The 23,557-nt window shown below is 71.9% G+C and carries 26 protein-coding genes; 15 read left to right on the top strand and 11 right to left on the bottom strand.

Annotated features, from left to right (window positions below; translation table 11 throughout):
• Positions 1 to 69 precede the first annotated feature (69 nt).
• From purS to LO762_RS24690, 5 genes are all read left to right on the top strand, one after another.
• On the top strand, positions 70 to 312 hold the full coding sequence (gene purS, locus LO762_RS24710) for a phosphoribosylformylglycinamidine synthase subunit PurS (protein ID WP_230618393.1): 243 nt from the start codon (positions 70 to 72) through the stop codon (positions 310 to 312).
• 130 nt (positions 313 to 442) lie between these two features.
• The gene (locus LO762_RS24705) at positions 443 to 874 is read left to right on the top strand and encodes an ATP-binding protein (protein ID WP_230618462.1); all 432 of its coding nucleotides are present in this window, start codon (positions 443 to 445) and stop codon (positions 872 to 874) included.
• A 59-nt stretch (positions 875 to 933) separates the two neighbouring features.
• Positions 934 to 1,608 (top strand): phosphoribosylformylglycinamidine synthase subunit PurQ, encoded by a 675-nt coding sequence (purQ, locus tag LO762_RS24700; RefSeq protein ID WP_230618392.1) that lies wholly within the window; start codon positions 934 to 936, stop codon positions 1,606 to 1,608.
• Complete coding sequence (gene purL / locus LO762_RS24695) at positions 1,605 to 3,902, top strand: phosphoribosylformylglycinamidine synthase subunit PurL (RefSeq protein ID WP_230618391.1); 2,298 nt, start codon at positions 1,605 to 1,607, stop codon at positions 3,900 to 3,902. Before purQ ends, purL begins: the two co-directional genes overlap by 4 nt.
• 76 nt (positions 3,903 to 3,978) lie before the next feature.
• Positions 3,979 to 4,524 (top strand): NAD(P)H-dependent oxidoreductase, encoded by a 546-nt coding sequence (locus LO762_RS24690; RefSeq protein ID WP_230618390.1) that lies wholly within the window; start codon positions 3,979 to 3,981, stop codon positions 4,522 to 4,524.
• A 111-nt stretch (positions 4,525 to 4,635) separates the two neighbouring features.
• Here LO762_RS24690 and LO762_RS24685 read toward each other — a convergent pair whose 3' ends face one another.
• Entirely contained in the window at positions 4,636 to 5,544 is a 909-nt protein-coding gene (locus LO762_RS24685) for a hypothetical protein (RefSeq protein WP_230618389.1), read from the bottom strand.
• A gap of 87 nt (positions 5,545 to 5,631) precedes the next feature.
• A complete protein-coding gene (locus tag LO762_RS24680; protein WP_230618388.1) occupies positions 5,632 to 7,266 on the bottom strand; it encodes a serine/threonine-protein kinase in 1,635 nt (544 codons plus the stop codon).
• 194 nt (positions 7,267 to 7,460) lie between these two features.
• On the opposite strand from LO762_RS24680, the gene LO762_RS24675 reads away from it, so the two are divergent.
• Entirely contained in the window at positions 7,461 to 7,736 is a 276-nt protein-coding gene (locus LO762_RS24675; protein WP_308104493.1) for a sterol carrier family protein, read from the top strand.
• On the opposite strand, the gene LO762_RS24670 is transcribed toward LO762_RS24675, so the two are convergent.
• Positions 7,696 to 8,067: a hypothetical protein gene (locus tag LO762_RS24670; protein ID WP_230618387.1), complete on the bottom strand. Its 372-nt coding sequence runs from the start codon at positions 8,065 to 8,067 to the stop codon at positions 7,696 to 7,698. The two genes, LO762_RS24675 and LO762_RS24670, sit on opposite strands and share 41 nt — an antisense overlap.
• 94 nt (positions 8,068 to 8,161) lie before the next feature.
• On the opposite strand from LO762_RS24670, the gene purF reads away from it, so the two are divergent.
• Together purF and purM are read left to right on the top strand one after the other, a co-directional pair.
• The gene (gene purF, locus LO762_RS24665; protein WP_230618386.1) at positions 8,162 to 9,616 is read left to right on the top strand and encodes an amidophosphoribosyltransferase; all 1,455 of its coding nucleotides are present in this window, start codon (positions 8,162 to 8,164) and stop codon (positions 9,614 to 9,616) included.
• Between the two features lie 94 nt (positions 9,617 to 9,710).
• Positions 9,711 to 10,736, top strand: a complete 1,026-nt coding sequence (gene purM / locus LO762_RS24660) for a phosphoribosylformylglycinamidine cyclo-ligase (RefSeq protein ID WP_304523698.1) — start codon at positions 9,711 to 9,713, stop codon at positions 10,734 to 10,736.
• Between the two features lie 6 nt (positions 10,737 to 10,742).
• Here purM and LO762_RS24655 read toward each other — a convergent pair whose 3' ends face one another.
• The 3 genes from LO762_RS24655 to LO762_RS24645 form a co-directional block, all read right to left on the bottom strand.
• Positions 10,743 to 11,546, bottom strand: coding sequence for an N-acetylmuramoyl-L-alanine amidase (locus LO762_RS24655; RefSeq protein WP_230618385.1), 804 nt, complete (start codon positions 11,544 to 11,546; stop codon positions 10,743 to 10,745).
• Between the two features lie 98 nt (positions 11,547 to 11,644).
• A complete protein-coding gene (locus LO762_RS24650; protein WP_230618384.1) occupies positions 11,645 to 11,884 on the bottom strand; it encodes a hypothetical protein in 240 nt (79 codons plus the stop codon).
• Positions 11,885 to 12,065: 181 nt separating this feature from the next.
• Positions 12,066 to 13,115, bottom strand: coding sequence for a LacI family DNA-binding transcriptional regulator (locus LO762_RS24645; RefSeq protein WP_230618383.1), 1,050 nt, complete (start codon positions 13,113 to 13,115; stop codon positions 12,066 to 12,068).
• A 215-nt stretch (positions 13,116 to 13,330) separates the two neighbouring features.
• Here LO762_RS24645 and LO762_RS24640 point away from each other — a divergent pair, with 215 nt between their 5' ends.
• Positions 13,331 to 14,083: a TetR/AcrR family transcriptional regulator gene (locus tag LO762_RS24640; RefSeq protein ID WP_230618382.1), complete on the top strand. Its 753-nt coding sequence runs from the start codon at positions 13,331 to 13,333 to the stop codon at positions 14,081 to 14,083.
• Between the two features lie 35 nt (positions 14,084 to 14,118).
• Here the strand turns inward: LO762_RS24640 and bldC are convergent, their stop codons facing one another.
• A complete protein-coding gene (gene bldC / locus LO762_RS24635; protein ID WP_012850682.1) occupies positions 14,119 to 14,322 on the bottom strand; it encodes a developmental transcriptional regulator BldC in 204 nt (67 codons plus the stop codon).
• 618 nt (positions 14,323 to 14,940) lie between these two features.
• Between bldC and LO762_RS33680 the strand changes: the two genes are divergently transcribed.
• Both LO762_RS33680 and LO762_RS24625 read left to right on the top strand, forming a co-directional pair.
• The gene (locus LO762_RS33680) at positions 14,941 to 16,014 is read left to right on the top strand and encodes a Glu/Leu/Phe/Val dehydrogenase dimerization domain-containing protein (RefSeq protein WP_230618381.1); all 1,074 of its coding nucleotides are present in this window, start codon (positions 14,941 to 14,943) and stop codon (positions 16,012 to 16,014) included.
• A gap of 242 nt (positions 16,015 to 16,256) precedes the next feature.
• Positions 16,257 to 16,466, top strand: coding sequence for a DUF3073 domain-containing protein (locus LO762_RS24625; RefSeq protein WP_230618460.1), 210 nt, complete (start codon positions 16,257 to 16,259; stop codon positions 16,464 to 16,466).
• Between the two features lie 39 nt (positions 16,467 to 16,505).
• Here LO762_RS24625 and LO762_RS24620 read toward each other — a convergent pair whose 3' ends face one another.
• Positions 16,506 to 17,180, bottom strand: a complete 675-nt coding sequence (locus LO762_RS24620) for a vancomycin high temperature exclusion protein (protein WP_230618380.1) — start codon at positions 17,178 to 17,180, stop codon at positions 16,506 to 16,508.
• Here LO762_RS24620 and LO762_RS24615 point away from each other — a divergent pair.
• Positions 17,179 to 18,621, top strand: a complete 1,443-nt coding sequence (locus tag LO762_RS24615; RefSeq protein WP_374201592.1) for a methyltransferase — start codon at positions 17,179 to 17,181, stop codon at positions 18,619 to 18,621. The two genes, LO762_RS24620 and LO762_RS24615, sit on opposite strands and share 2 nt — an antisense overlap.
• Here the strand turns inward: LO762_RS24615 and LO762_RS24610 are convergent.
• Entirely contained in the window at positions 18,618 to 19,628 is a 1,011-nt protein-coding gene (locus LO762_RS24610) for a quinone-dependent dihydroorotate dehydrogenase (protein ID WP_230618459.1), read from the bottom strand. The two genes, LO762_RS24615 and LO762_RS24610, sit on opposite strands and share 4 nt — an antisense overlap.
• 64 nt (positions 19,629 to 19,692) lie before the next feature.
• On the opposite strand from LO762_RS24610, the gene LO762_RS24605 reads away from it, so the two are divergent.
• The gene (locus tag LO762_RS24605; protein WP_230618378.1) at positions 19,693 to 19,878 is read left to right on the top strand and encodes a hypothetical protein; all 186 of its coding nucleotides are present in this window, start codon (positions 19,693 to 19,695) and stop codon (positions 19,876 to 19,878) included.
• A complete protein-coding gene (locus LO762_RS24600; protein WP_255687848.1) occupies positions 19,869 to 20,102 on the top strand; it encodes a hypothetical protein in 234 nt (77 codons plus the stop codon). Before LO762_RS24605 ends, LO762_RS24600 begins: the two co-directional genes overlap by 10 nt.
• Here the strand turns inward: LO762_RS24600 and LO762_RS24595 are convergent.
• On the bottom strand, positions 20,099 to 22,201 hold the full coding sequence (locus tag LO762_RS24595) for an SCO7613 C-terminal domain-containing membrane protein (protein WP_230618377.1): 2,103 nt from the start codon (positions 22,199 to 22,201) through the stop codon (positions 20,099 to 20,101). The genes LO762_RS24600 and LO762_RS24595 overlap by 4 nt on opposite strands.
• Positions 22,202 to 22,271: 70 nt before the next feature.
• On the opposite strand from LO762_RS24595, the gene LO762_RS24590 reads away from it, so the two are divergent.
• Positions 22,272 to 22,892 carry an MBL fold metallo-hydrolase gene (locus tag LO762_RS24590; protein WP_230618376.1) on the top strand — a complete coding sequence of 207 codons (621 nt, stop codon included), beginning with the start codon at positions 22,272 to 22,274 and terminating at the stop codon, positions 22,890 to 22,892.
• Positions 22,893 to 22,929: 37 nt separating this feature from the next.
• On the opposite strand, the gene LO762_RS24585 is transcribed toward LO762_RS24590, so the two are convergent.
• Positions 22,930 to 23,436 carry a hypothetical protein gene (locus LO762_RS24585; RefSeq protein ID WP_230618375.1) on the bottom strand — a complete coding sequence of 169 codons (507 nt, stop codon included), beginning with the start codon at positions 23,434 to 23,436 and terminating at the stop codon, positions 22,930 to 22,932.
• Positions 23,437 to 23,557 lie beyond the last annotated feature (121 nt).

Below are 23,557 nucleotides of genomic sequence, written 5' to 3'. Positions count from 1 at the left end.
CAACCGCATGCATACCAGAGCAACTGATCAGGCGGGGGCGGAGACGTCCACGCGAAGGGGGAAGCCCAAGTGGCCCGAGTGGTCGTGGACGTCATGCTCAAGCCGGAGATCCTGGACCCGCAGGGCCAGGCCATCGCCCGTAAGCTCCCGCAGCTCGGCTTTGAGGGCGTCGCGGCGGTCCGGCAGGGCAAGCGCTTCGAGATCGAGGTGGACGGCCCCGCCGACGAGGCGGCGCTGGAGCGCGTCCGGAAGATCGCCGAGACCCTCCTCGCCAACCCGGTGATCGAGAACTTCGAAGTGCACGCCGAATAAAAGGTTCCCGCCAAGCGGTTGACACGTTCCAATAATACCTAATTCAAAGAATCACCAGGTCCGCGATTACACCACAGGGTGCGGGGAAGTGTTAGCTTCGTCCGAGTTTTCCGAGGTGGGCCTGGTGGACATGAAGTTCTCGCTCGCATTGCCCGCGGAGGCGATGAGTGTTCCCGTCATCCGCCGCGTTCTCGGGGACGCGCTGCGCGGACTCGGGGTCGCCGAGGACTGCGTGGACGACATACTCGTGGCGGCGTCGGAGGCGTGCACCAACGTCGTGCGGCACTCCACCACCCGCGAATACGAGGTGGACGGCGCGATCGACGACGAGAACTGCGTCCTGCGCGTCACCGACCACGGAACCGGCATGGGCCGTCGCGCGCCCGCCGGGGAACTGGCCGAGTCCGGCCGCGGCATGGACATCATGGCGGCCCTGGTGGACGACCTCACGCTGGACGCGGGGCCGGGCGGCGTCAGCGTCGCGCTGCGCAAACGGCTGACCTGGCAGGACGAGGCACTGATGCGCCGCCTCGAATCCGAACTGGTGCACAGCGCCCGGTAAATTGGGCCTCAGACGGCAGGCCCTGACCTGGGCCGCCGAGGATTCCCAATGGAGTGCCGATGGCCCGGGTGGGCGTCATCACTTTTCCTGGTTCGCTCGACGACACGGACGCGCGGCGCGCGGTACGCATCGCCGGGGGTGAACCCGTCGCTCTGTGGCACGCGTCCACGTCCCTGGAGGGCGTGGACGCCGTCGTGTTGCCCGGCGGCTTCTCCTACGGCGACTACCTGCGGGCCGGGGCGATCGCCCGGTTCGCGCCGCTGATGGCGGAGCTGATCCCCGCGGCGCAGGCAGGTCTGCCGGTGCTGGGCATCTGCAACGGCTTCCAGGTCCTGGCCGAGGCGCACCTCCTGCCGGGCGCGCTCATGCCCAACGCCGGAGGCCACTTCGTCTGCCGGGACCAGCGTCTGCGCGTGGAGAACGCGCGGACGGCCTGGACGTCGGACTACGCCGAGGGCCAGGAGATCGTTATCCCGCTGAAGAACATGGACGGCAGGTACACCGCGTCGGCGGAGACCATCGCCGAACTGGAGGCCGAGGGCCGGATCATCGCGCGGTACATGGACGTGAACCCCAACGGGTCGCTGAACGACATCGCGGGCGTCACCAACGAGGCGGGCAACGTGGTCGGCCTGATGCCGCACCCCGAGCACGCCGTGGAGTCCCTGACCGGCCCGACGACCGACGGGCTCGGCTTCTTCACCTCGATCGTCAAGGGCCTGATCAACGTATGAGCGACGTGACCGAGCTGAACCCCCAGCCGACCCCCGGCTTCGGCCCCGGGTCCACCGACACCGTCGTGCGGGCCGCCGCGACGCCGGACCACCCCCAGCCGTACCAGGAGCTGGGGATGAACGACGAGGAGTACGGCCGTGTCCGCGACATCCTCGGTCGCCGCCCGACCGCCGCCGAGCTGGCGATCTACTCGGTGATGTGGTCGGAGCACTGCTCGTACAAGAGCTCCAAGATCTACCTGCGCCAGTTCGGCGAGAAGGCGCCCAAGACCGACGCGCTGCTCGTCGGCATGGGTGAGAACGCGGGTGTGGTGGACGTCGGCCAGGGCTGGGCCGTGACGTTCAAGGTCGAGTCGCACAACCACCCGTCGTTCGTGGAGCCCTACCAGGGCGCGGCGACGGGCGTCGGCGGCATCGTGCGCGACATCATCTCGATGGGCGCGCGGCCGGTCGCCGTCATGGACTCGCTGCGCCTGGGCGCGGCCGACGCGCCGGACACCCGCCGGGTGCTGCCGGGCGTCGTCAGCGGCATCGGCGGCTACGGCAACTCCCTGGGCCTGCCCAACATCGGCGGCGAGACGGTCTTCGACCCCTGTTACCAGGACAACCCCCTGGTGAACGCGCTGTGTGTGGGCGTCCTGCGGCACGAGGACATCCACCGGGCGTCGGCTTCCGGGACGGGCAACAAGGTCATCCTGTACGGGGCGTACACCGGGCCGGACGGCATCGGCGGCGCGTCCGTGCTGGCTTCGGCGACGTTCGACGAGGAGTCCCAGGCCAAGCGGCCCTCGGTGCAGGTCGGCGACCCGTTCATGGAGAAGCTGCTCATCGAGTGCTCCCTTGAGCTGTTCCAGGCGGGCCTCGTGGAGGGCATCCAGGACCTCGGCGCGGCCGGGGTGTCCTGCGCCACCACCGAGCTGGCCGCGGGCGGCTCGGGCGGCATGGCCGTCCGGCTGGACGCGGTGCCGCTGCGCGACCCGAGCCTCCTGCCGGAGGAGATCCTCATGTCGGAGTCGCAGGAGCGCATGATGGCGGTGGTGACGCCGGAGAACGTCGCGGCGTTCATGGCGGTCTGCGCCAAGTACGAGGTGCCCGCGACGGTCATCGGCGAGGTCACCGACAGCGGCAGGCTCGTCATGACGTGGCACGGCGACGTGATCGTGGACCTCCCGCCGCGCACCGCGGCGCACGACGGCCCGGTGTACCAGCGGCCGGTGGCCGTCCCGCCGGACCAGGCGGCGCTCCAGGCGGACTCGCCGGTGCGGCTGCCCCGCCCGTCGAACCGGGACGAGCTGCGCAAGACGGTCCTGTGGCTGGCGGGCTCGCCGAACCTGGCGTCCAAGGAGTGGGTGACGTCCCAGTACGACCGTTACGTCCTGGGCAACACGGTGCTCGCGCAGCCGGAGAACGCCGGGGTGATCAGGCTCGACGACGAGAGCGGCCTGGGCGTCGCGCTCGCGCTGGACGGCAACGGCCGCTACACGAGGCTCGACCCGTACGCGGGCGCCCAGCTCGCGCTGTCGGAGGCGTACCGGAACGTCGCGGCGACCGGCGCGCAGCCGCTCGCCGTCACCAACTGCCTGAACTTCGGCTCGCCGGAGGACCCGGGCGTCATGTGGCAGTTCGCCCGCGCCACCGAGGGCCTCGCCGACGCCTGCCTGCTGCTGGGCATCCCGGTGACGGGCGGCAACGTCAGCTTCTACAACCAGACCGGCGACACACCCATCAACCCGACCCCTGTGGTCGGTGTCCTGGGCGTGCACCAGGACGTCCGCCGCAGGACGGCGATGGCGTTCGCCGCCGAAGGGCACAAGCTCGTCCTCCTGGGCACCACCTACGAGGAGTTCGGCGGCTCGGAGTGGGCGCACGTGCTGTACGGCCACCTGGGCGGCCTGCCTCCGCAGGTCAACCTTCCGGCCGAGGCGGCGCTCGCGTCGGTGCTCGTCACCGCGGCGCAGGAGAGCCTGCTGTCGGGCGCGCACGACATCTCCGACGGCGGCCTGTCCCAGGCGCTGGTCGAGGCGTCCCTGCGCGGCGGCCTCGGGGTGCGGGTGGCGCTCCAGGGCGACCCGTTCATCGAGCTGTTCGCCGAGTCGGTGGCGCGCGCCGTCGTCGCGGTGCGGCCCGAGGCGGAGGCCAGGTTCGTGGACATCTGCACCCAGGCGGGTGTGCCGTTCACCACGATCGGTGTGGTCGGCGGCGACTCCTACACCGTCGACGGCGCCTTCTCGATCCCGCTGCACGAGCTGCGCGAGGCGCACACCAGGACCCTTCCGGCCCTGATGGAGCTGTGACGCAAGTGACGGACGCGCCGTCCCACCCGGTGGGACGGCGCCCTTTTCCTACCGGAAAAGTCTGCATAATGGCCGGATGAGAGTGACAGTCCTGGTCGGAAATCCCAAGGCGCGGTCGCGCACGCTCGCGGTGGCCGAGGCCGTCGCCGACGCGGTGGCCGACGCCGTCGCGCCGGTCGCGGGCCCGGTCGAGCGCCGGGTCGTGGACCTCGCGGACCACGCGGGCCGCCTGTTCGACTGGGCCGACGAGGAGGTCGCGGCGCTGAACGCCGAGGTGGCCTCCAGCGACTTCGTGATCGTCGCCTCCCCGACGTACAAGGCCGCCTACACGGGCCTGCTCAAGGCGTTCCTCGACAGGTACCCGACGGACGGCCTGGCCGGGACGGTCGCGGTTCCCGTGATGACCGGCGGCTCCCCGCACCACGCGCTCGCCCCCGAGACGACGCTCCGGCCCCTGCTGGTGGAGTTGGGCGCGAGCGTCCCGACCCGGGCCGTCTACGCCGTCGTCAGCTCGGCCGAGCCGGACGGCGGCGACGCGGTCGCGCGCTGGGCGGCCGCGCACGGCGCGGTGCTCGCCGGGGCGGCGCACGCCGCGGCCGCCAGGGCCGCCGTGACGCCCTGAGCCCGCCGCGGACGGCACGAGGGACCACTCCCGGGTCGGGAGGGTCCCTCGTTCGCGTTAGGGGCCGTGCGGGGCGCTCAGCGCACCGAGGGGCCTAGAACACCGAATGTCTTAGAACACCGAGATATGCACGTGGTCGTAGTGGTTCTGGGTGATGCTGCCCCGGTTCGGCATGGCGGCCCAGCCGGGCCTGCGCATGTCGTAGATCCGCTGCCGCCAGATCACGTACTTCACGCCGTACCTGGCCGCGTTCTTGATGGCGAAGGCGGCGACGGCGTCGCCGTGCGCGACCCTGTCGGCGGTCGGCATCCGGCCGCCGAGGCTCTCCATGAAGTCGCAGGCGCGGCCCGACCCGTGGTCCTGCGGGTCGCCGGGGCGTAGGCAGCCGATCGTGGGGAACGCGCCGAACTCGTCGAGGACCGCGGTGCGCAGCGCGACGAGCCGTGCGGTGAGGCCGGTGTTCCCGACCATCGGGGTCGGCTGGTACTTCGCGATGAGCTTGCGGATCTTGTCCTTGCGGCTGTTGAGATCCTCGATGGTGTCCTCCATCTTCTGGATCTTCAGCTTCGCCTCGTTGGCCGCCTCGGTGTACCTGTCGACCAGCTCCTGGATCTGGTTCGTCCGGTTCGACTCGTTCGTCGAGAGGTGCTCGACCATGGCCATGCCGCCGAGGATCTCCTCGGGGTCGCCGGTCTGCAGCACCGCGAGGGTCGGGTCGACGCCGCTCGCCATGTACTGGCTGGAGGCCAGGCGGGTGACGACGGTGCGCGACCGTTCCAGGTCGTCCGCGAGATCCTGCTGGCGTTTGATCGCCTTGCGCGCCTCCAGGCGGATGCCCTTCAGCTCCTCAAGCTCACCGCCCAGCTGTTTGTCCAGCTTGTTCATCTGCTGGGTGAGGGACTTGAGCTTGTCGGGATCGTTCGGCAGCGCCGAGGGCACCCCGGAGGAGGGGGCGGCCAGCAGGAGCGCGGCGCCGATCGCCAGCAGCGCGGTCCCGGCCCTGCGCCGGACGGGGGTCACACTCGTCTCCTCTCGCCCACTGCGGATCGGGGGGCAGTTCCGCAAAGAGTAAACCCAGACATCACGTGATGGTCACGAACCGGAAGATCACGGGCGCTTGAGCAGCGCCTCGTAACGGCGGTCGGTTCCGGGTTTCACCCACAGGTACTGAAGGCTGCCGTCGCCCTTGTCGGTCATCGTGACGGTTCCGGGGGTGCACTGTCCCTCGGTCCGCTTGAACGCCATGGTCATGGCCTTGCCCTCGCCACCGGTTTTGGTGAGTTTGCCTACGCAGCCTCCCACGCCGATCTTCGTCGTGGCCCTGCCTTCGCCGTTGAACGTCACGCGGATGCTGAACCTGGCGCCGGACTGGTTGGTCGCCATGCCCTCCCAGGTGCCCTCGAACGCCTCGGACGGCGCCGCGGGCTCGGCCGACCCGTGCTGCGCCTCCGGCTTGTCGTCGGACCCGCCGCGCCCGGCCAGCGCGAGCGTCAGCACGACGATGCCGACCACGGAGACGAGGGCGAGTGCGCCGACCTTCTTGCTCGGGCCGTTCTCGAACAGCGCGACGGCAGCCCGCGCCGGGGCGGGCACCGAGGACGAGCTGGCGGGCGGCGGCGCGGGAGGCCGCTCCCACAGGGCGGTCGCCGCCTGCGGCGCGGCGGGCGCGGCGGGCGCCGCCGTCGCGACGGGCACCGGAAGCGCCGCCGGGACGGGCTCCGGCCACTCGGCGCGCTCCGGGGCGGGCGGCAGGTACGGCCCGGCGAACGGGTCGACCGAGGGGTCGGTGGGCGGGGGGATCGCGGGGATGGCCGCGAAGGAGCCCGTCTCGGTCCTGACGTCGGTGGAGGGCTGCGGCGGCGGCACCGACGACCAGGGGTCGGCCGGGACGGGCGCCGCGAGCAGCGCCTCGGCCTCCGCGAGCTGCGCGGGCGGCAGTTCCAGGCCGCGCCGCAGCAGGGTCTGCAGGACGGTGTCGGCGGTGGGCCGCCGGAAGGGGTCCTTGCTCAGGCCCATGATCACCAGGTCGCGCACGGAGTCGGGCAGCTTGTGCAGCTCCGGCTCGGAAGAGGTGATCCGGGTGGCCACCGTGTCGGCCCTGTCGTCGCCGAAGGGCGGCTTGCCCGAGGCGGCGGTGGCGATGACCGCGGCCCAGGACCACAGGTCGGTGCCGGGCCCCACACCCGCGCCGGTGAGCTGCTCGGGCGCCTGGAAGGACGGCACGCCCGGGTCGGCCGGGACGCCGCCCGCCGCGAGCGCGCGCGCTATCCCGATGTCCGTGAGCACCGGCCCTTCGGCGGTGATCAGGATGTTCGACGGCTTCAGGTCGAGGTGGGCGATGCCCGCCTTGTGCAGGGCGGCCAGGCCCAGCGCGATCCCGACGGCGAGCCGTTCGACCGTCGCCCGGTCGCCGCGCCCCGCCGACACGATCATCTGCTGGAGCGACGGCCCCGCGACGAGCTCGCTCACCACGTAGGGCCAGTCACCCGCCACGTCGGCGGCGAGCGGCCGCGCGATCCGCGACCCCGTCACGCCGCGCGCCGCCAGCGTCTCGCGCAGGAACTCGGCGCGCGCGCCGGGATCGCCGCCGAGCCGGGTGTGCAGCAGCTTGACGGCGACGGGCGGGCCGTCGGCGACGCCGCGGAAGACCACACCACGGCGGCCCTCACCGAGCCGCCCTTCCAGGACGTGGTCGCCGAGCCGACCGGGATCTCCGGGTTGCAGCGGCAGGACGTCGGACATCGTCAACACCTCGAAAGATCGACCTAACCGGCATATTTCTACCGGTCCGCGAGGCCGCGTGTAACGTCGTCCGCGTGAATGGGGGAGTTGTCGGGAACTTTGCTGGCGGCGCCGAGGGTGCGGAGGCCCTCGCGCGGACGTTGGCGGCGTACGCCGAGGGTGCCAGTCCGGGACGCGGGGTGGAGAAGGCTACCGTGAAGTATCTTCTTGGCCTTTTGACCGAGAAAGCACCAGGTAAATCGGTAGAAGTCAGGATTCCGCCCTACGCGGCGGTGCAATGCGTCGAGGGCGTCCGGCACACCCGAGGCACCCCGCCCAACGTCGTCGAGACCGACGCGCGCACCTTCGTCCGGCTCGCCACCGGCGCGACGGGCTGGGCCGAGGCCGTCGCGGACGGCAGCGTCCACGCCACCGGCACCAGGGCCGACCTCAGCGGCCTGCTCCCGCTGCTCCCACCCGGTGCGCCTTGAGGAGCGGGAACCGGGCGTCCAGGCAGGTGGACCGCTCGAAGCTCGACTGGTAGCGCCCGCTGCAATCGGCGGCCTGCCTCCCGAACCACACGAGCGCCGCCGACGCCACCGCGAGCGCGGTGAGGGAAAGCGCTATTCCGGCATAGCCGAAACCCCTCCCCTGACGCCGCGTGACGGCCGCCACACCCCAGCCGATCCCGGCCAGCGCCAGGAGCATGCCGAGACCGCACATCCAGAAGGTCAGCAGCCCGAGGGCGCCCAGCACGAGGGCGGTGCGGCCGAGGCCGTGCGGAGGGGCGCCGAAAGCGCTGTGGGGGCCGGGCGACGTCATAGGCACAGGTTTCCCCTTGAGGCGCGGGGGCAGCCGAATCGCCATGCAAGGGTCGCTTAAAAAGCATCTGCTCACAGACCCTAAACTGGCTTTCATGTCGCGCCGCGCCGATGGACGTCTGAGCCATGAGCTCGATCCCTCCGACAAAGGTCCGCAGGACGCCTGCGGCGTCTTCGGCGTCTGGGTGCCCCCGGACGCCGCGGCCACCGCCGAAGTCAGCAAGCTCGCCTACTACGGCCTCTACGCGCTCCAGCACCGGGGCCAGGAGTCCGCGGGGATCGCCGTGAGCGACGGCGCCCGCATCGTCGTGTTCAAGGACATGGGCCTGGTCTCCCAGGTCTTCGACGAGTCCGTCCTGTCCACCCTGCGCGGCCACATGGCGCTCGGCCACTGCCGCTACTCCACCACCGGCTCCCCCACCTGGGAGAACGCCCAGCCGACCTTCCGGTCCACCGACAGCGGCTCGCTGGCGCTGGCGCACAACGGCAACCTGATCAACACCCCCGAGCTGGCCGCCCGGCTCGCCCCCGGCGAGCTGACCGCCACCACCGACACCGAGGTCCTCACCGCGCTCCTGGCCACCCGCGAGGGCGGCCCGATGGCCGCGGCGCACGAGATCCTCCCGCACACCCGCGGCGCCTTCTCGCTCGTCTTCATGGACGAGCAGACCCTGTACGCGGCGCGCGACCCCGAGGGCATCCGCCCGCTCGTCCTGGGCCGCCTGGAGCGCGGCTGGGCCGTCGCCTCCGAGACGGCCGGCCTGGACATCATCGGCGCCCAGTTCGTCCGCGAGGTCGAGCCCGGCGAGATCATCGCGGTCGACGCCGACGGGCTGCGCTCGGAGCGGTTCGCCGAGCCCCGGCCCAAGGGCTGCGTCTTCGAGTACGTCTACGTGGCCCGCCCCGACACCACCATCGCCGGACGGTCCGTGCAGGCCACCCGGGTCGAGGTCGGCCGCCTGCTGGCCAAGGAGCACCCGGTCGAGGCCGACCTGGTGATCCCCACGCCCGAGTCCGGCACCCCCGCCGCGATCGGGTACGCCGAAGCGTCCGGCATCCCCTACGGGCAGGGCTTCGTCAAGAACTCCTACGTCGGCAGGACGTTCATCCAGCCGTCCCAGACGATCAGGCAGCTCGGCATCAGGCTCAAGCTGAACCCGCTGCGCGAGGCCATCGCGGGCAAGCGCCTCGTCGTGGTGGACGACTCGATCGTGCGCGGCAACACCCAGCGGGCCATCGTCAGGATGCTGCGCGAGGCCGGGGCCGCCGAGGTGCACGTGCGGATCTCCAGCCCGCCGGTGCGCTGGCCCTGCTTCTACGGCATCGACTTCGCCACCCGCGCCGAACTCATCGCGGGCAACCTCAACGTCGAGGAGGTGCGCGCCTCCCTGGGCGCCGACTCCCTCGGCTACATCTCCCTCGAAGGGCTCGTCCAGGCCACCGAGCAGCCCAAGGACAGGCTGTGCAGGGCGTGCTTCGACGGGGTCTACCCGATCCCCGTCGAGGAGTCCGCGCGCGGCAAGCACGTCCTCGAAGTCGTCGCGCAGTAGCCGTCTCCGGTAGGCCGTCGCGCTGGGGCGCGGCGGCCGTCGCGCGTCAGCCCCCCGGCCGAACCCGATACGAACCCCGATCTAAGGACCGCAGTTGAGCACGTACGAGGCCGCCGGAGTCGACATCGCCGCAGGGGAGCGGGCCGTCGAGCTGATGAAGTCGCGGGTCGCGCGGTCGCGCCGCCCCGAGTGCGTGGACGACGCCAGCGGCTTCGCCGGGCTGTTCGACGCCTCCGCGCTCCTGAAGTACCGCAGGCCGCTCCTGGCGACCTCCACCGACGGCGTGGGCACCAAGGTCGACCTCGCCCGCCGCCTCGGCCGCTACGACACCATCGGCCACGACCTCGTCGGCATGGTCGTGGACGACCTGGCCGTCTGCGGGGCCGAGCCGCTGTTCATGACCGACTACATCGCCTGCGGCAAGGTCGTGCCCGAGCGGATCGCCGAGATCGTCGGGGGCATCGCCGACGCCTGCGTGCTGGCCGGGACGGCCCTGGTCGGCGGCGAGACGGCCGAACACCCCGGCCTGCTGGAACCCGACGAGTTCGACGTCGCGGGGGCCGCCACGGGCGTTGTGGAGGCCGACGCGCTGCTCGGTCCGGACAGGGTCGTGCCCGGCGACGTCGTCATCGCGATGGCGTCCTCCGGCATCCACTCCAACGGGTACTCCCTCGTCCGGCACATCCTGCGCGAGTCGTCCCTGACGCTGGAGGCCACCCCCGCCGAGCTGGCCGGGACGGTCGGGGAGGAACTGCTCACCCCCACCCGGATCTACGCGCTGGACTGCCTGGCGCTGGCGGGGGCGGGCCTCGTGCACGCGTTCGCGCACATCACCGGCGGCGGGCTCGCCGCCAACCTGGCCCGCTCGCTGCCGCCCACCGTGGACGCCGCCCTGCGCCGCGACTCCTGGACGGTGCCGCCGATCTTCCAGATCCTAGCCCGCTACGGCCAGGTCGCCCCCGCCGACCTGGACCGGACGTTCAACCTGGGCGTCGGCATGGCCGCGATCGTCCCGGCCGAGGCCGCCGACGCGGCGCTCGCCCTGTGCGCCGCACGCGGGCTGCCCGCCTGGGTGCTCGGCGAGATCACCGAGGGCTCGGGCAACGCCGTCCTCGCCTGAGGCGGCCTACTGCTTGAAGAACGTGTTCAGGCCGTCGGCCAGCGAGACGGCGATCTTCTGCCGGAACTTCGGATCGCTCAGCTTCGCCGCGTCGCCCTTGTTGCGCATGTTGCCGGTCTCCACAAAGACCTTCGGGACCGTCGACAGGTTGAGGCCGCCCAGGTCGTCCCGGATCGTCAGGCCCTGCCCGCCGCCCGTGTACGTCGAGTACGGCATGCCCGTCACCTGCCGGTAGGACGCCCTGACGTCCTTGGCCAGCCGCAGCGACGGCTTCACGATCTTCTCGTTGTAGCCCGGCACCGCCTTCGGCGCGATGACGTGGAAGCCATGGCCGTTCGGGGCGGCCCCGTCGGCGTGGATGGAGATCACCGCGCCCGCGTTCTTGTCGTTGCCGAACTTGGCCCGCTCATCCACGCAGGGGCCCGAGCTCTTGTCGTCCTGCCGGGTGAGGTAGACGTTCGCGCCGCGCCGCTCCAGCAGCTTCTGGGTGCGTTTGGCGACGTCCCAGGTGAACGCGTGCTCGGTGTACCCGGCGTTCGTCGAGGTGCCCGACGTGTCGCACGCCTTGTAGCCGTTGCCCACAAAGACCTGCCTGCCGCTCACCGGACCGCCGTTGTGGCCCGGGTCGAGCACGATGGTCTTGCCGCGCACCGGATCGCCCGGCCGCGCGGCGGGCGTGGTCGGCTGCTCCGCGCCGTTCACGGTCGGCGGAGCCGCCTTCACGGCACCCTCGCCGCCGGTACCGCAGGCGGTGAGGCACATCGCGCCCGCCGCGGTGACGGCAGCCAGTGCCCTGCGTCCCGTACCCAAGATCGACTCCCCGTGATCGGTTCGTTATGAACCGACCCAGTCTATGGGGAAACGACGGAGGAGGGGCGGGCGGTCCGCGAACACCCCTCCCACCCCCCTCAGGCGACCGCGTCCTCCCGGCCGAGCAGCGCCGCCAGCGCCCGCGCCTCCTCGGCGTCCAGGCCGAGCACGACGCGCGGCCTGCCCCACGGATGGTCGATGGAGTGCGCGACGTAGCTGGCGACCGACTCCGGCGCCGGGCCCTCGGCCATGCCGTGGGCGTGCCGCCAGCGCTGCCAGGCACGCTCCAGCTCACTCGCCGCGCGCTGGGCGCAGGAAACCAACTCCGGATCACGCACGGATGTACCCCCCTGGAACCGTCGTCCCGAACGGGCACCATCCAACGGGCACGCCGACCGTCGCGGCCAGCCACTCAAGCCAGAGTTGGACAGTCCCTTACCCCGCCCCGGAAAGATCTCCACCGGGAGGTGTTCGCCTTGGCCCGGAGGACGGCCGCTTCGCCGGGGTGTCAGCCAGGTGTCAGCCGACCGGGACGGGGCCTGTTGTCGTGCGGACCACCAGGTGCGGCAGCACGAGTTCCTGGCGGACGGGACGGGCGGCGTCCTCGATCCGGGAGCACAGCAGGGACGCGGCCACCCGGCCCATGTCCCGTCGGGGCTGGTCCACGCTGGTGAGCGAGATGTGGCGGATCGCCGCGAGATGCGTGTTGTCGTACCCGATGATCGAGACGTCCTCCGGCACCCGCAGGCCCAGTTCGTCGGCGGCCGACAGCGCGCCCGTCGCGACGAGGTCGTTGGGGCAGAAGATCGCGGTGGGCCGGTCGGCGCGGTCCAGCAGGGCGCGGGCGGCGCGGTGGCCGCCGTCCTCGGTGAAGTCGCCGGGCTCGACGATGATCTGGTCGGCGAGGCCGTGCCTGCCCATCGCCGCCTCGTAGCCGGCCCGCCGGTAACGGGCGGTGCCGGACGGCGACCCCTCGATGTGCGCGATCCTGCGGTGCCCGTGGCCGACGAGGTGGTCCACGGCCAGGCTCGCGCCGAGCTCGTCGTCGTCCACGACGATGTCCACACCCTCCACGTCCCGCTCGCCGACCACCACGACGGGCACGGCCGCCGCCGCCTCCTTGAGCGAGTCCGGGACGACGCTGAGCAGCACGAGGCCGTCCACGCGCATCTCCAGGAACGCCTCGACCGCCTCGGCCTCGAACAACGGGTCCCAGCGGCCGGAGCCGACGAGCATCCGCAGCCCCTCGCCGTGCAGGCTCTCCTGGAGTCCGTCCAGGGTCTCGGCGAAGAACGGGTTGTGCAGGTCGGCCACCAGGGCGCCGATGAGCCGGGTGCGGCCCTCCACGAGGCTGCGCGCCACCGCGTTGGGCCGGTATCCGAGCTCCCGCGCGGCCTTCAGCACCGCCTGGCGGCGCCGCTCGCTGACGTGCGGGGATCCGCGCATGACGAGGGAGACCAGCGACTTGGAGACGCCGGCGCGCTCGGCGACGTTGCGGATCGTCGGCTTGCTCGACGACTGCCGGGGAACCGCCGCGTCGGGCCGCGGCGCTTTCTCTTCAGCTGACATGGCTCTCCTGTCGGGGGGAGAAAAGCAGGGCCTGCCGCCATCGCAGTTACTTCACAGGGAAGAAGATGCCATGCTGGAGCCGGTCTGCGCCAAACGGCCCCGTAACTCCATGTAACGGCGGTGTTTATACGGTCGTGATCGGGTGTCCGAAATACCGTCGGTCGGGCTCCGAGCAGCGGTCGAGCGTGGCGCGTCGGCTCGGATACGCTTCGTTCGTGGTGGATGCGGCAGAACAGACGGCACCCGCGGGCCGGGACAGAAGGGTCCGCCGACGGCTCAGCGTCGACGCGCGCCGTGACGAGCTGATCGAGACGGCGCTCGAACTCTTCAGCCGCCGCCCGCCCGAAGAGGTCTCCATCGACGACGTGGCGGCCGCGGCGGGGGCGTCGCGGGCGCTCGTCTACCACTACTTCGGCGGCAAGCAGGAGCTCTACCTCGCCGCGCTGCGCAGTGCCGCGGGCAAGCTGGACACCCTGCTGGAGGCGCCCACCGAGGGCACGTCCCTGGAGCGGCTGCGGCTGTCGCTGTGCCGGTACTTCCAGTTCGTCGAGGACCATGCGCCCGGCTATCTGGCGATGGTGCGCGGCGGCGCGCTGCCGGGCTCGGGCGAGGTCGGCGCGATCATCGAGGGCACCAGGGCGCTGCTGCTCGACCGGATCACCCGGGAGATCTCCGACGGCCCGCCGCGGCCCGTCCTGCGCGTCACGCTGCGCATGTGGATGGCGGCGGTGGAGACGGCGGCGCTCGACTGGCTGGAGCACCGCGACCTTCCCCGGCCACAGCTGGAGGCCCTTCTGGTCGACCAGATCGTGCTCATGCTCGCGCAGGCCGCCCAGTCCGACGCGGCTCTGGCCGAGGTGCTGGCGCGGATGGCCCAGGAGCAGGGCGCACGATCAGGTGACGACGCGGACGCGGAGAGTGACGACACAAAGGCCGCCGAGGCCCCGCGGGGCGGCTCGGCGGCCTGAGGGTGGACCATCGGTAGATGGCCCGGCGCTGACGTCTACTCCGAGCGCTGCTGCGGAATGCCCGCAAGCAGCGCGCGGACCTCGGCTTCGCGGTAACGCCGGTGCCCACCCAGGGTCCGGATGGACGTCAGCTTGCCGGCCTTCGCCCACCGCGTGACCGTCTTGGGGTCGACCCGGAACATCGTCGCCACCTCTGCCGGGGTCAGCAAGGGCTCTGCCTCTGGTGTACGTGCTGACATGGTGCGGCCTCTCCTCCGTGGACCGTCTGGCAGCCGATCCTGCGATCTGGTTTTCGCGCGGGTTACCGATGTCCCCTATGGCCCGGAACGAGCCACTATGACATCACAAGGTGTAACCTTGCCATCACTCACCGCAGTAAGCAAGCCCCTGGGCTCAAATCTGCGTGTTCGTGATGACTGGGTTACGCTGAGTGATTCTAGCGACACGTATGGTGCCATGGCGTGCGGAATCGAGAACTTTCTGCGGGAGTTTGTCCTGACCCGGCCGTCGCAAACCGTGACCGGCATCCACGGACGACGCGCTGAGCAGGGGTTTTTACCGGTACTTTGCCCTTCTTGCCCGCGCGCGGGGAGCTCCGACCGGAACGCCGACAACGCCCGCGATCAGCCGGTGGAGGCGCTTCCGCGCCCGTCCGGCCCCGAAAGGCGTCCTCCGGCGCCGGGCGGCGGCGGTCGTGTGTTGATGATGAAAAAAGCCGGGAAACGCCGTAGCCGGGCGCTGAGTGCCCTCATGGCGGGGGATGTCCGGCGCGTCGGGGTCCGTGAACCGGCAGGCTCCGTGCCGTTCCGGGGGCCTTCATGGTCAGGGGAGTCCCCGCACGGTCTTAGGCTGGGCCTGTGACCGTTTTCCAGGGGCACGAGTTCCGGGGGCATGAGCAGGTCGTCTTCTGCGCTGACGAAGCGAGCGGCCTGCGCGCGATCATCGCGATCCACTCCACCGCGCTCGGCCCGTCGCTCGGCGGCACCCGCTTCTTCCCGTACGCCTCCGAGGCCGACGCGCTCGCCGACGTCCTGGAACTGTCCCGCGGCATGACCTACAAGAACGCCATGGCCGGGCTCGACCACGGCGGCGGCAAGGCCGTCATCATCGGCGACCCCGGGACGGACAAGAGCGAGGCGCTGCTACGCGCCTACGGCCGCTTTGTGCAGAGCCTGGGCGGCCGGTACGTCACCGCGTGCGACGTCGGCACCTACAGCCCGGACATGGATCACGTCGCCCGCGAGTCCACCTACGTCACCGGAAGGACGGTCGCGCAGGGCGGGGCGGGAGACTCCTCGATCCTCACCGCGTTCGGCGTCTTCCAGGGGATGCGCGCCGCCGCCGAGCGCGTCTGGGGCCAACCGACCCTCGCGGGCCGCCGGGTCGGCATCGAGGGCGTCGGCAAGGTCGGGCACCGGCTCGCCGAACTGCTCGCCGCCGACGGCGCCGAACTCGTCGTCCGGGACGTCGACGAGGTCGCCGCGGCCCGGGTCGCCGCGCGGCACCCCGGCACCGTCGTCGCGCCGGACACCGCGACGCTGCTGGGCTCGGGGATCGACGTGTACGCGCCGTGCGCCCTCGGGCACGCGCTCACCGACGAGGTCACCGCCACCCTGTCCGCCGCGATCGTGTGCGGCGGCGCCAACAACCAGCTCGCCCATCCCGGCATCGAGAAGGCGCTCGCCGAACGCGGCGTGCTGTACGCGCCGGACTACGTGGTCAACGCCGGAGGTGTGATCCAGGTCGCGGACGAGGTGCACGGCTTCTCGATGGAGCGGGCCCGCGGCCGGGCCGAGCGGATCTTCGACACGACCCGCGAGATCTTCGCGTCCGCCGAGGCGGAAGGGGTGACGCCCGCCGAGGCGGCGGACCGGCTCGCCGAACGCCGAATGTCCGAAGTCGGGCGGCTGCGGGGTATCTGGCTGAAGTAACCCTGAGTTGTCAAACGATCGCTCGCGCCGCCCTCGCCGCAGGTCAGGGCGGTATCCGAGTGCCCTTAGACTGGCTCCCACCACGGCAAAGGCAGGCGCCACCGTCTGGACACGTACCGAGCCGCGTGTAAAACGGGTACGGTTGTACCCGTAGCTGACGCACGGCTCAGACGTGTCAGCGCGTGTGCGTAAGCGTAGCGATGGGGCCAGTAGAAGCCCTGACCATCAAGGGGGTCGAGCCAATGGGGCGAGGCCGAGCTAAGGCCAAGCAGGTAAAGGTCGCTCGCCAGCTGAAGTACAACGGCGGCCACACTGACCTCGACCGCCTTTCGGAGGAGCTGGGAGTATCCCCCGCGCAGCCCGCGGAGATCGACGACTCCTACGAAGACGAGTTGGTCGACAAGTACGCGGACTACGCGGACTACCAGCCCAAGGACAGCTCAGCGAGCTGACGGCCTGCGCCATCGGCCGCCCCCGCGCGGTCGATGGCCTCAAGGCTGCCCTGGACTTCTCGCGAGCGCGTCGTCGACTCCCCGCTCACGGGGTCCGAGGAACCTCGGGTCCCGGTTGAGGAGCACGTCGCCCATCGCCTTGACCGTGGCGGGCACCTCCCGGACATAGCCGTACAGGTTGGGCTCCCGATGCGGCGGGCTGTGCCCGACGCCGTGCGCGTCGATCCCGGCGCGGCGGCACAGGGCGACGGCTCGGGGCAGGTGGAAGTACTGGCTGACCACCACGGCGCTCGTCACGCCGAAGATCCGCCGTGCCCTGACACAGGAGTCCCAGGTGTCGAAGCCCGCGTGGTCGAGCACGACCGCGCCGACCGGGACGCCGCGCGCGACGAGGTACGCGCGCATCGCGGTGGGCTCGTCATAGGCCGTCCTGCCGTTGTCGCCGCTGACCAGCAGCACCTTGACCTTGCCGCGCCGGTACAGCTCGGCCGCCCGGTCGAGGCGTCCGGCGAGGAACGGGGTGGGCGAGCCGTCGGACCACAGGCCCGCGCCGAGCACGAGCGCCACGTCGCGCTCCGGCGCGCCCTCGACGTCGCTGATCCGGCCGAGCGCGCTCAGCCGCGCCCACGCGGTGGGGGTGAGGACGACGACGGCGAGGACGGCGATCGCGCTGATCCACACCCTGCGGGAACGCAGGATCCGCCGCGGGTCCATGACGCAGATCATAGGCCCGTGCGTCCGGCAGGATGGACGGGTGTTGAAGACCGTGCGTGCCTGTTTTGAGGAGTCCGGATACACCGTCGACGGGGTGCGGGAGCTGCTGGGCCCGGTGGCCGGGGCGGCGCTCGCCCGTGACCAGGTGGTGCCCGCGCTGCGTGTCCTGCGTGAGGACGCTTCGGCGCTCTCCGCGTTGACCCGCCTTCTGTGGCTTCAGGAGTCCGTGCCGGAGGACGGGTTGCCTTCCGTCGAGTTGGAGGGGATCGGCCTAGCCCGGCGTGAAGGGGGTCGGCTTGTGCCGCTCCTGCACGTCGAACCCCTGGAGTGGCCTGGGGAGACGCGTTACGCTGTCTCGGATCTGAAGGCGCGGCCCGGTGACGCCCCGCCCCGTCCCGACCATGTGGTGGGGGTGGGCGGCGCGTCGTACAGCCTCGCCCGTCTCGTCGTCCACAGGGCTGTGGACAGCGCGCTCGACCTCGGGACGGGCTCGGGCGTGCAGGCGCTGCTGCTCGGCGACAGGGCGCGGCGGATCACCGCGACCGACACCAACCCGCGCGCCCTCGACCTCGCCCGGCTCAGCCTCGGCCTGTCCGGGACGGACGCGGAACTGCGGCTCGGCTCGCTGTTCGCGCCGGTGCCCGAACGGTATGACCTGATCGTCTCGAATCCGCCCTTTGTCATCTCGCCGGACGGGCGTCACCCGTACCGCGAGTCCGGCCTGCCGGGCGACGACGTATGCCGCCGCCTCGTGGCCGAAGCACCCCGGCACCTCACTGAGGGCGGCTGGTGCCATCTGCTGGCGAACTGGCTGCACGTCGAGGGCGAACCGTGGGACGAGCGGGTCGCCGACTGGATCACCGGCTGCGACGGCTGGGTCGTCCAACGGGACGTGCAGGACCCGGCCGAGTACGTCGAACTGTGGCTGCGCGACTCGGTCGAGGCGGGCACGGCCGCGTACCGCGCGCGGTACGACGCCTGGCTCGCGTACTTCGAGCGTGAGCGCGTCACCGGTATCGGGTTCGGCTGGATCACGCTGCGCGAGGGCGGCGGCTCGGTCCGGGTCGAGGAGCTGCGGCACGCGGTGGACCAGCCCGTCGGGGCCTACGTCGAGCGGGTGCTCGACGGGATCGCGGCGGCCGACCGTCCCTTCGGTGTGCTGCGGACGGCCGAGGGCGTCGTGCAGGAGCAGATCGGGCGGCCCGGCGCCGAGGACCCCGAGCGGATCGTGCTGCGCCAGACGTCGGGGCTGCGGCGGGCCAGCGGGGTCGGCACGACCGAGGCGGCGCTGGCGGGCGTCTGCGACGGCTCCGTGCCGCTCGACCCGCTGCTCGGCGCGATCGCGCAGCTCACCGGGGCCGACGAGGACGCCGTCCGGGCGCACGCCGACGCGGTGCTGCCGGAGCTCGTCGCGGACGGGTTCTTTGAGGTGGCGGGCTAGGGGGTGCGGCGCAGCTCCCGGTTGATCTTCCAGACCCACAGCGGGCCGCCGTAGATCATCCCGGTGTACGCCTGGACGAGGGTCGCGCCGGCGGCGAGCCGCTCCCGGACGTCGTCGGCGGTCTCCACACCGCCGACCGAGATGAGCGTGAGGCTGTCGCCCGTCCGCGCCTTGAGGCGGCGCAGCACCTCGACGGATCGGGCTTTCAGTGGCGCGCCGGACAATCCGCCCGTCTCGGCAGTCAGCGCCGGGTCGCTGTGCAGGCCCTCGCGGGAGATCGTGGTGTTCGTCGCGATGATCCCGTCGAGTCCGAGGTCGAGCGCGAGGTCGGCGACGGCGTCCACGTCGGCGTCGGCCAGGTCGGGGGCGATCTTGACGAGCAGCGGGGTGGCGCCCTTGGCCTCCTTGACGGCCGTAAGCAGCGGACGCAGCTTGTCCACCGCCTGGAGGTCGCGTAGGCCGGGCGTGTTGGGCGAGCTGACGTTCACCACGAGGTAGTCGGCCAGCGGGGCGAGCAGCCGGGTGGACTTGACGTAGTCCGCCTCCGCCTCTGCCTCCGGCACGACCTTGGTCTTGCCGATGTTCACCCCGACGATCGCCGTCCTGGGGCGGCGCAGCCGGGGCGCGGCGGCCGCGGCGCCGCCGTTGTTGAACCCCATCCGGTTGATCACCGCGCGGTCGGCGACGAGCCGGAACAGCCGCTTGGGCGGGTTGCCCCGCTGCGGCTCGCCGGTGAGCGTCCCGACCTCGACGTGGGAGAAGCCGAACGCGCCCAGCGCCTCGTAGGCGACGGCGTCCTTGTCGAAGCCGGCGGCGAGGCCGAGCGGGCCCGGGAAATCGAGGCCGAGCGCGCGCACCGGCGGGCCCTTGGGGCCCAGGACACGCCGCACCAGCGGGGCCAGGCCCGGCACCGCCTGCAGGACGCGCAGCAGCCGCAGCGTCAGGTGGTGGACGTGCTCGGCGTCGATGCGGCGCAGGACCAGGGAGAACAGCAGTGCGTACACGATCGGCCATTGTCCCAGGCCGGTGGACGCGGCGGGCCACCGGCCGTCATGCTGGTCGGTGGCCGTCGTGACCCGTCGTGAGCAGGGGGTGTGGCCGTTGGCCAGGGAGTCGGAACCGCCGCCCTGCGGGCACTGCGCGGGCAGCGGGAAGGTCACCTACCAGCGTCCCCGGCGCGCCGAGGACGGCACCGTGACCTGGGTGGACAGCGTCGAGAACTGCCATGTCTGCGACGGCACCGGGCGGTGCCGGTGATCCCGGACCGCTGTGGGAACGACCCGTGCCGCTGGTGCGACGGCGCCGACCTGCCCTGCCGGTTCTGCCTGGGCACCGGCTGGTGGCGGCCGGAGATGCCGCGCCGGGAGGCCGACGGGACGGTCGGCTGGATCCGGGTGGACGAGCCGTGCCGGATGTGCGGCGGCACCGGCAAGGAGCACGACCCCCTGCCGGTGCTGAAGGCGGTGCCCCGGCCGTCCTAGGCCATGGCCGCAAGCGTGGCGCGCAGCCTGCGCGCGTTGGCCATGTGCCGCTCGTAGGTGGCGCCCAGCACGAGGAGAAGCAGCCCGGCCGCCCCGATCGGGATCCACTGCGGCACGGTCTCCCAGATCTCGACCGCGTACGGGGCCGCCTGGTGCAGGGCGTCCAGGACGAGGACGACCGCGCCAACCACGGCCGGGGCCTGGAGCCTGAGCCTTATCCCGAGGACCAGGACGGCGAGCGAGGCCGCGCCCAGCAGCAGCGGACGGGTCAGCCCCGTGTCGTCGAGGCTGACGATGACGCCGAGGGTCGGGAGCAGCCCAAGGGCGAGCGCGGGCCCGTAGGCCAGCCAGGACGACGGAAGCGAAGCCCGCCAGACGATCCCCAGAAGAAGGGCTCCGACAGCGACGGGAAGGGTGAGCCCCTCCACGGGCGCGTCCCACTCGGCGAAAGCGAACGCGTGGTGGGCGGTGACCCCCGACCAGAGCGCGGCACCCACTCCGGCGACGATCCTGCCGGGCACGGACCTGGCCGTCGCCGAGGCGACCGTCAGGGTGAGGAACACACCCGCCGCCGCAGGCAGGCCGTAGCCGGGCCCCGTCGCCTGCTCGGTGACGACCCACCCGGCCGCCACCGCGGACACCGCCTCCACCGGGAGGCTTCCACGGCTCAGGAACGCCCGGACCAGGAACGCCAGGTACAGGGCGGCGAACCACACGAGCGTCGGCGTCTCGGCGAACCCGGCGGCCGAGGGGACCGCCGCCAGCGCCGCGCCCGCGCCCGCCAGCGCGGGCAGCGGCAGCCGCGCGACGGCGAAGGCGGCGGCCAGCACGCCGAGCACGCCCGGCGACCAGTCGGCGGCGATCTCGTGCCGGGACAGCAGCGACGGGACGACGTCCACGGCCGCGATGAGGCCCGCCGTCCCGGCGAACAGCCACGGGACCACCTGGAACGCCAGCCGGGCCCGTGGCGCGGCGTTCAGGGCCTTGCGGGCGGGCCTGGGCACGGTGACGCCCAGGGCGCGCGCGTGCGCCCGCAGGTGCGCGAGCGCCAGCGGCGGCAGCGCGCCCACGGCGACCGCGGCGGGCACCGCCCAGTCCGGCACCACCACCGACAGCGGCAGCGCCGTGGCGAGCACGGCGACGAGCGCGGCGGGCCAGGCGAAGAACCGGCTTGCGCGGACCGTCCACAGCGCGGCGAGCGCGGCGGCCGTCCCGGTGAAGACGAGCAGGCGGAACGCGTCGCGGAAGCCGTCCTCGTCCACCCAGGCCAGGGTCAGGAAGAGCGGCGACACGAAGAACGAGAAGGCGCCCGCCGCGAGCGCGACCCGCCGCACCCACACGGGCACGTCCCGCAGAAGGACGAGCAGCGTGAGCGCCGCGCTGCCCAGGAACGTGGCCGTGTAGACGAAAGGACCCCCATCGAGGGCGTGCGCCACGAGCGGCAGCGGGAACTGCGCGGCGAAGACCGCCGCCGCAGACGGGACGCGCAAGGGCGCCCGCCACCCATAGGCCGTCCAGACGAGCGTGACGACGACCGCCCCCACGACCGCCGACCACCTCTCGTCCCACCCGTCGTTCAGCGTGTAGACCGCGTAGCACTCCATCACGACGAGCCCGAGGCCCACCGCGCCCACCGACTCGGCGGTGCCCCCGAGGCCCCGCCGAGCCAGCGGCCACGGCAGCGCGAGCGCCCCGGCCATGAGCGTGGTGAGCACCGCGGCGCGCCCCCACACGCCGAGGGTCTCCCAGCTCACCGCGGTGAAGATCAGGGCGGCGAGGGTGAGCAGGCCGACGCCGACGAGCAGCAGGATGTCCCGCGCGCTGCGCCGCCCCAGCTCCGGACGGCGCCCGGCGGAGGCGTTGACGAGCCTGATCCGGCGCGCCCACAGGTCGTTCCGCCGCGCGGCGAGGGCGGCGAGCCGCTGCTGGAGCGGCGCGGCCTCGGCGTCCAGGGCGGCGATCTCCGCGTGGATCCCGGCGAGCTCCTCTGCGGCGGGCCCGGTGAGGGGCGCCTTGCAGCGACGGCAGCGGTCCGGCAGGGGCGTCGGCACGGGGAGCCCGCAGTACGGGCAGGGGGACGGGGGCGACGAGGGGTCCATATCGCCATCATCCGGGCATACGCCAGGGCCGCGCATCCGCTGAAGTACTCAATTCGCGATGATAAAAGGCATGAAGATGGAGAAGTTCCCGCACGCCTGCGTCCGGTTCGAGACCGCCGGAGGCCGCGTCGTCATCGACCCCGGCGCGTTCTCCGGCGACGCGCCGCTCCAGGACGTCGACGCCGTGCTCATCACCCACGTGCACTTCGACCACCTGCGGCCCGACGCGCTCCGCGACCTGCGCGCGCGGCGGCCGGGACTGCCCATCTACGGGCCTCCTTCGCTCGCCGAGCCCCTGGACGGCCTACCGTTCACCGAGGTCAGGCACGGGGACGTCCTTGAGGAGGCGGGCCTTGCGATCAGGGTCGTGGGGGAGCGCCACGCGGTGATCCACCCGTCCATCCCGGTGATCGAGAACGTCGGATACCTCGTGAACGGGGTCTTCCATCCGGGTGACGCGCTCACCGTCCCGGATGAGCCGGTCTCCACCCTTCTCGCGCCGGTGAGCGCGCCCTGGCTCAAGCTCGGTGAGGCCGCGGACTTCGCCAACGCCGTCGGGCCCGTCCGGGTCCATCCCATTCACGACGCGCTGCTCAGCGACGTCGGCGTCACGGTCACCGACACGATCATGGGGAACCTGGTGGCGGCCGAGTACACCCGGCTGTCCCCGGGCGACTCCGTGCGCCTCTGAGCGGCGCGACGGGCCCTCGCCGGGCCCGTCCGCGGCCTCAGTGGCGCTGCCGGATCCGCTCGGCCTTCTCGGCCTTCTCGGCCTTCTCAGCGGTCTGGGCCTCGCGGTAGTCGGCCTCGTCCCTGGCGTGGACGCGGTTGGCGCCCCTGATGATCTGCCCGCGCGGGATGCTGCCGGGCGTGGGCGCGCCCCAGCTCACGGTGTCGTCCATGATCCGCACCGCCAGCCCGGCCGGGAAGCACAGCACGGCGATCACCGCGCACACCCAGACCACGACCCAGGCGTTCATCACGAACGCGACGGCTCCGACGACGAGCGCCACGATCGCCGTGATCACCACGATCCACGACGACAGCCTCCCGTGCGGATTCCCCCGTCCGTCGGGGAAGTGCGCCCGGGGCAGGTTGTAGAACTCCTCCTGCTCCTCGACGACCTGTGCGGTGGCTCCTGTCTCGGGTTCCTCCTGTGTGGGTTCACCCTGTGCTGGCTTGCTCTCGGCCTCGACCTTCCGCACGCCGTCCTTGCGTTCTTCGGGCTTAGCCATAGGCACCTCCCCGATATCAAGGGCACGACGGTCGAGCACCGTCATGCGTGTGTCGTGCTCGTCAGGTTGATAACCCGAAATGAAGCCACAAACCACTTGATACGAGATTTTTCCGGAACCG

The organism is Actinocorallia sp. API 0066 (assembly GCF_020991275.1).
In the GTDB taxonomy this organism is placed as follows: Bacteria; Actinomycetota; Actinomycetes; order Streptosporangiales; family Streptosporangiaceae; genus Actinocorallia.
This window is presented reverse-complemented; position numbering and strand designations above follow the sequence as displayed.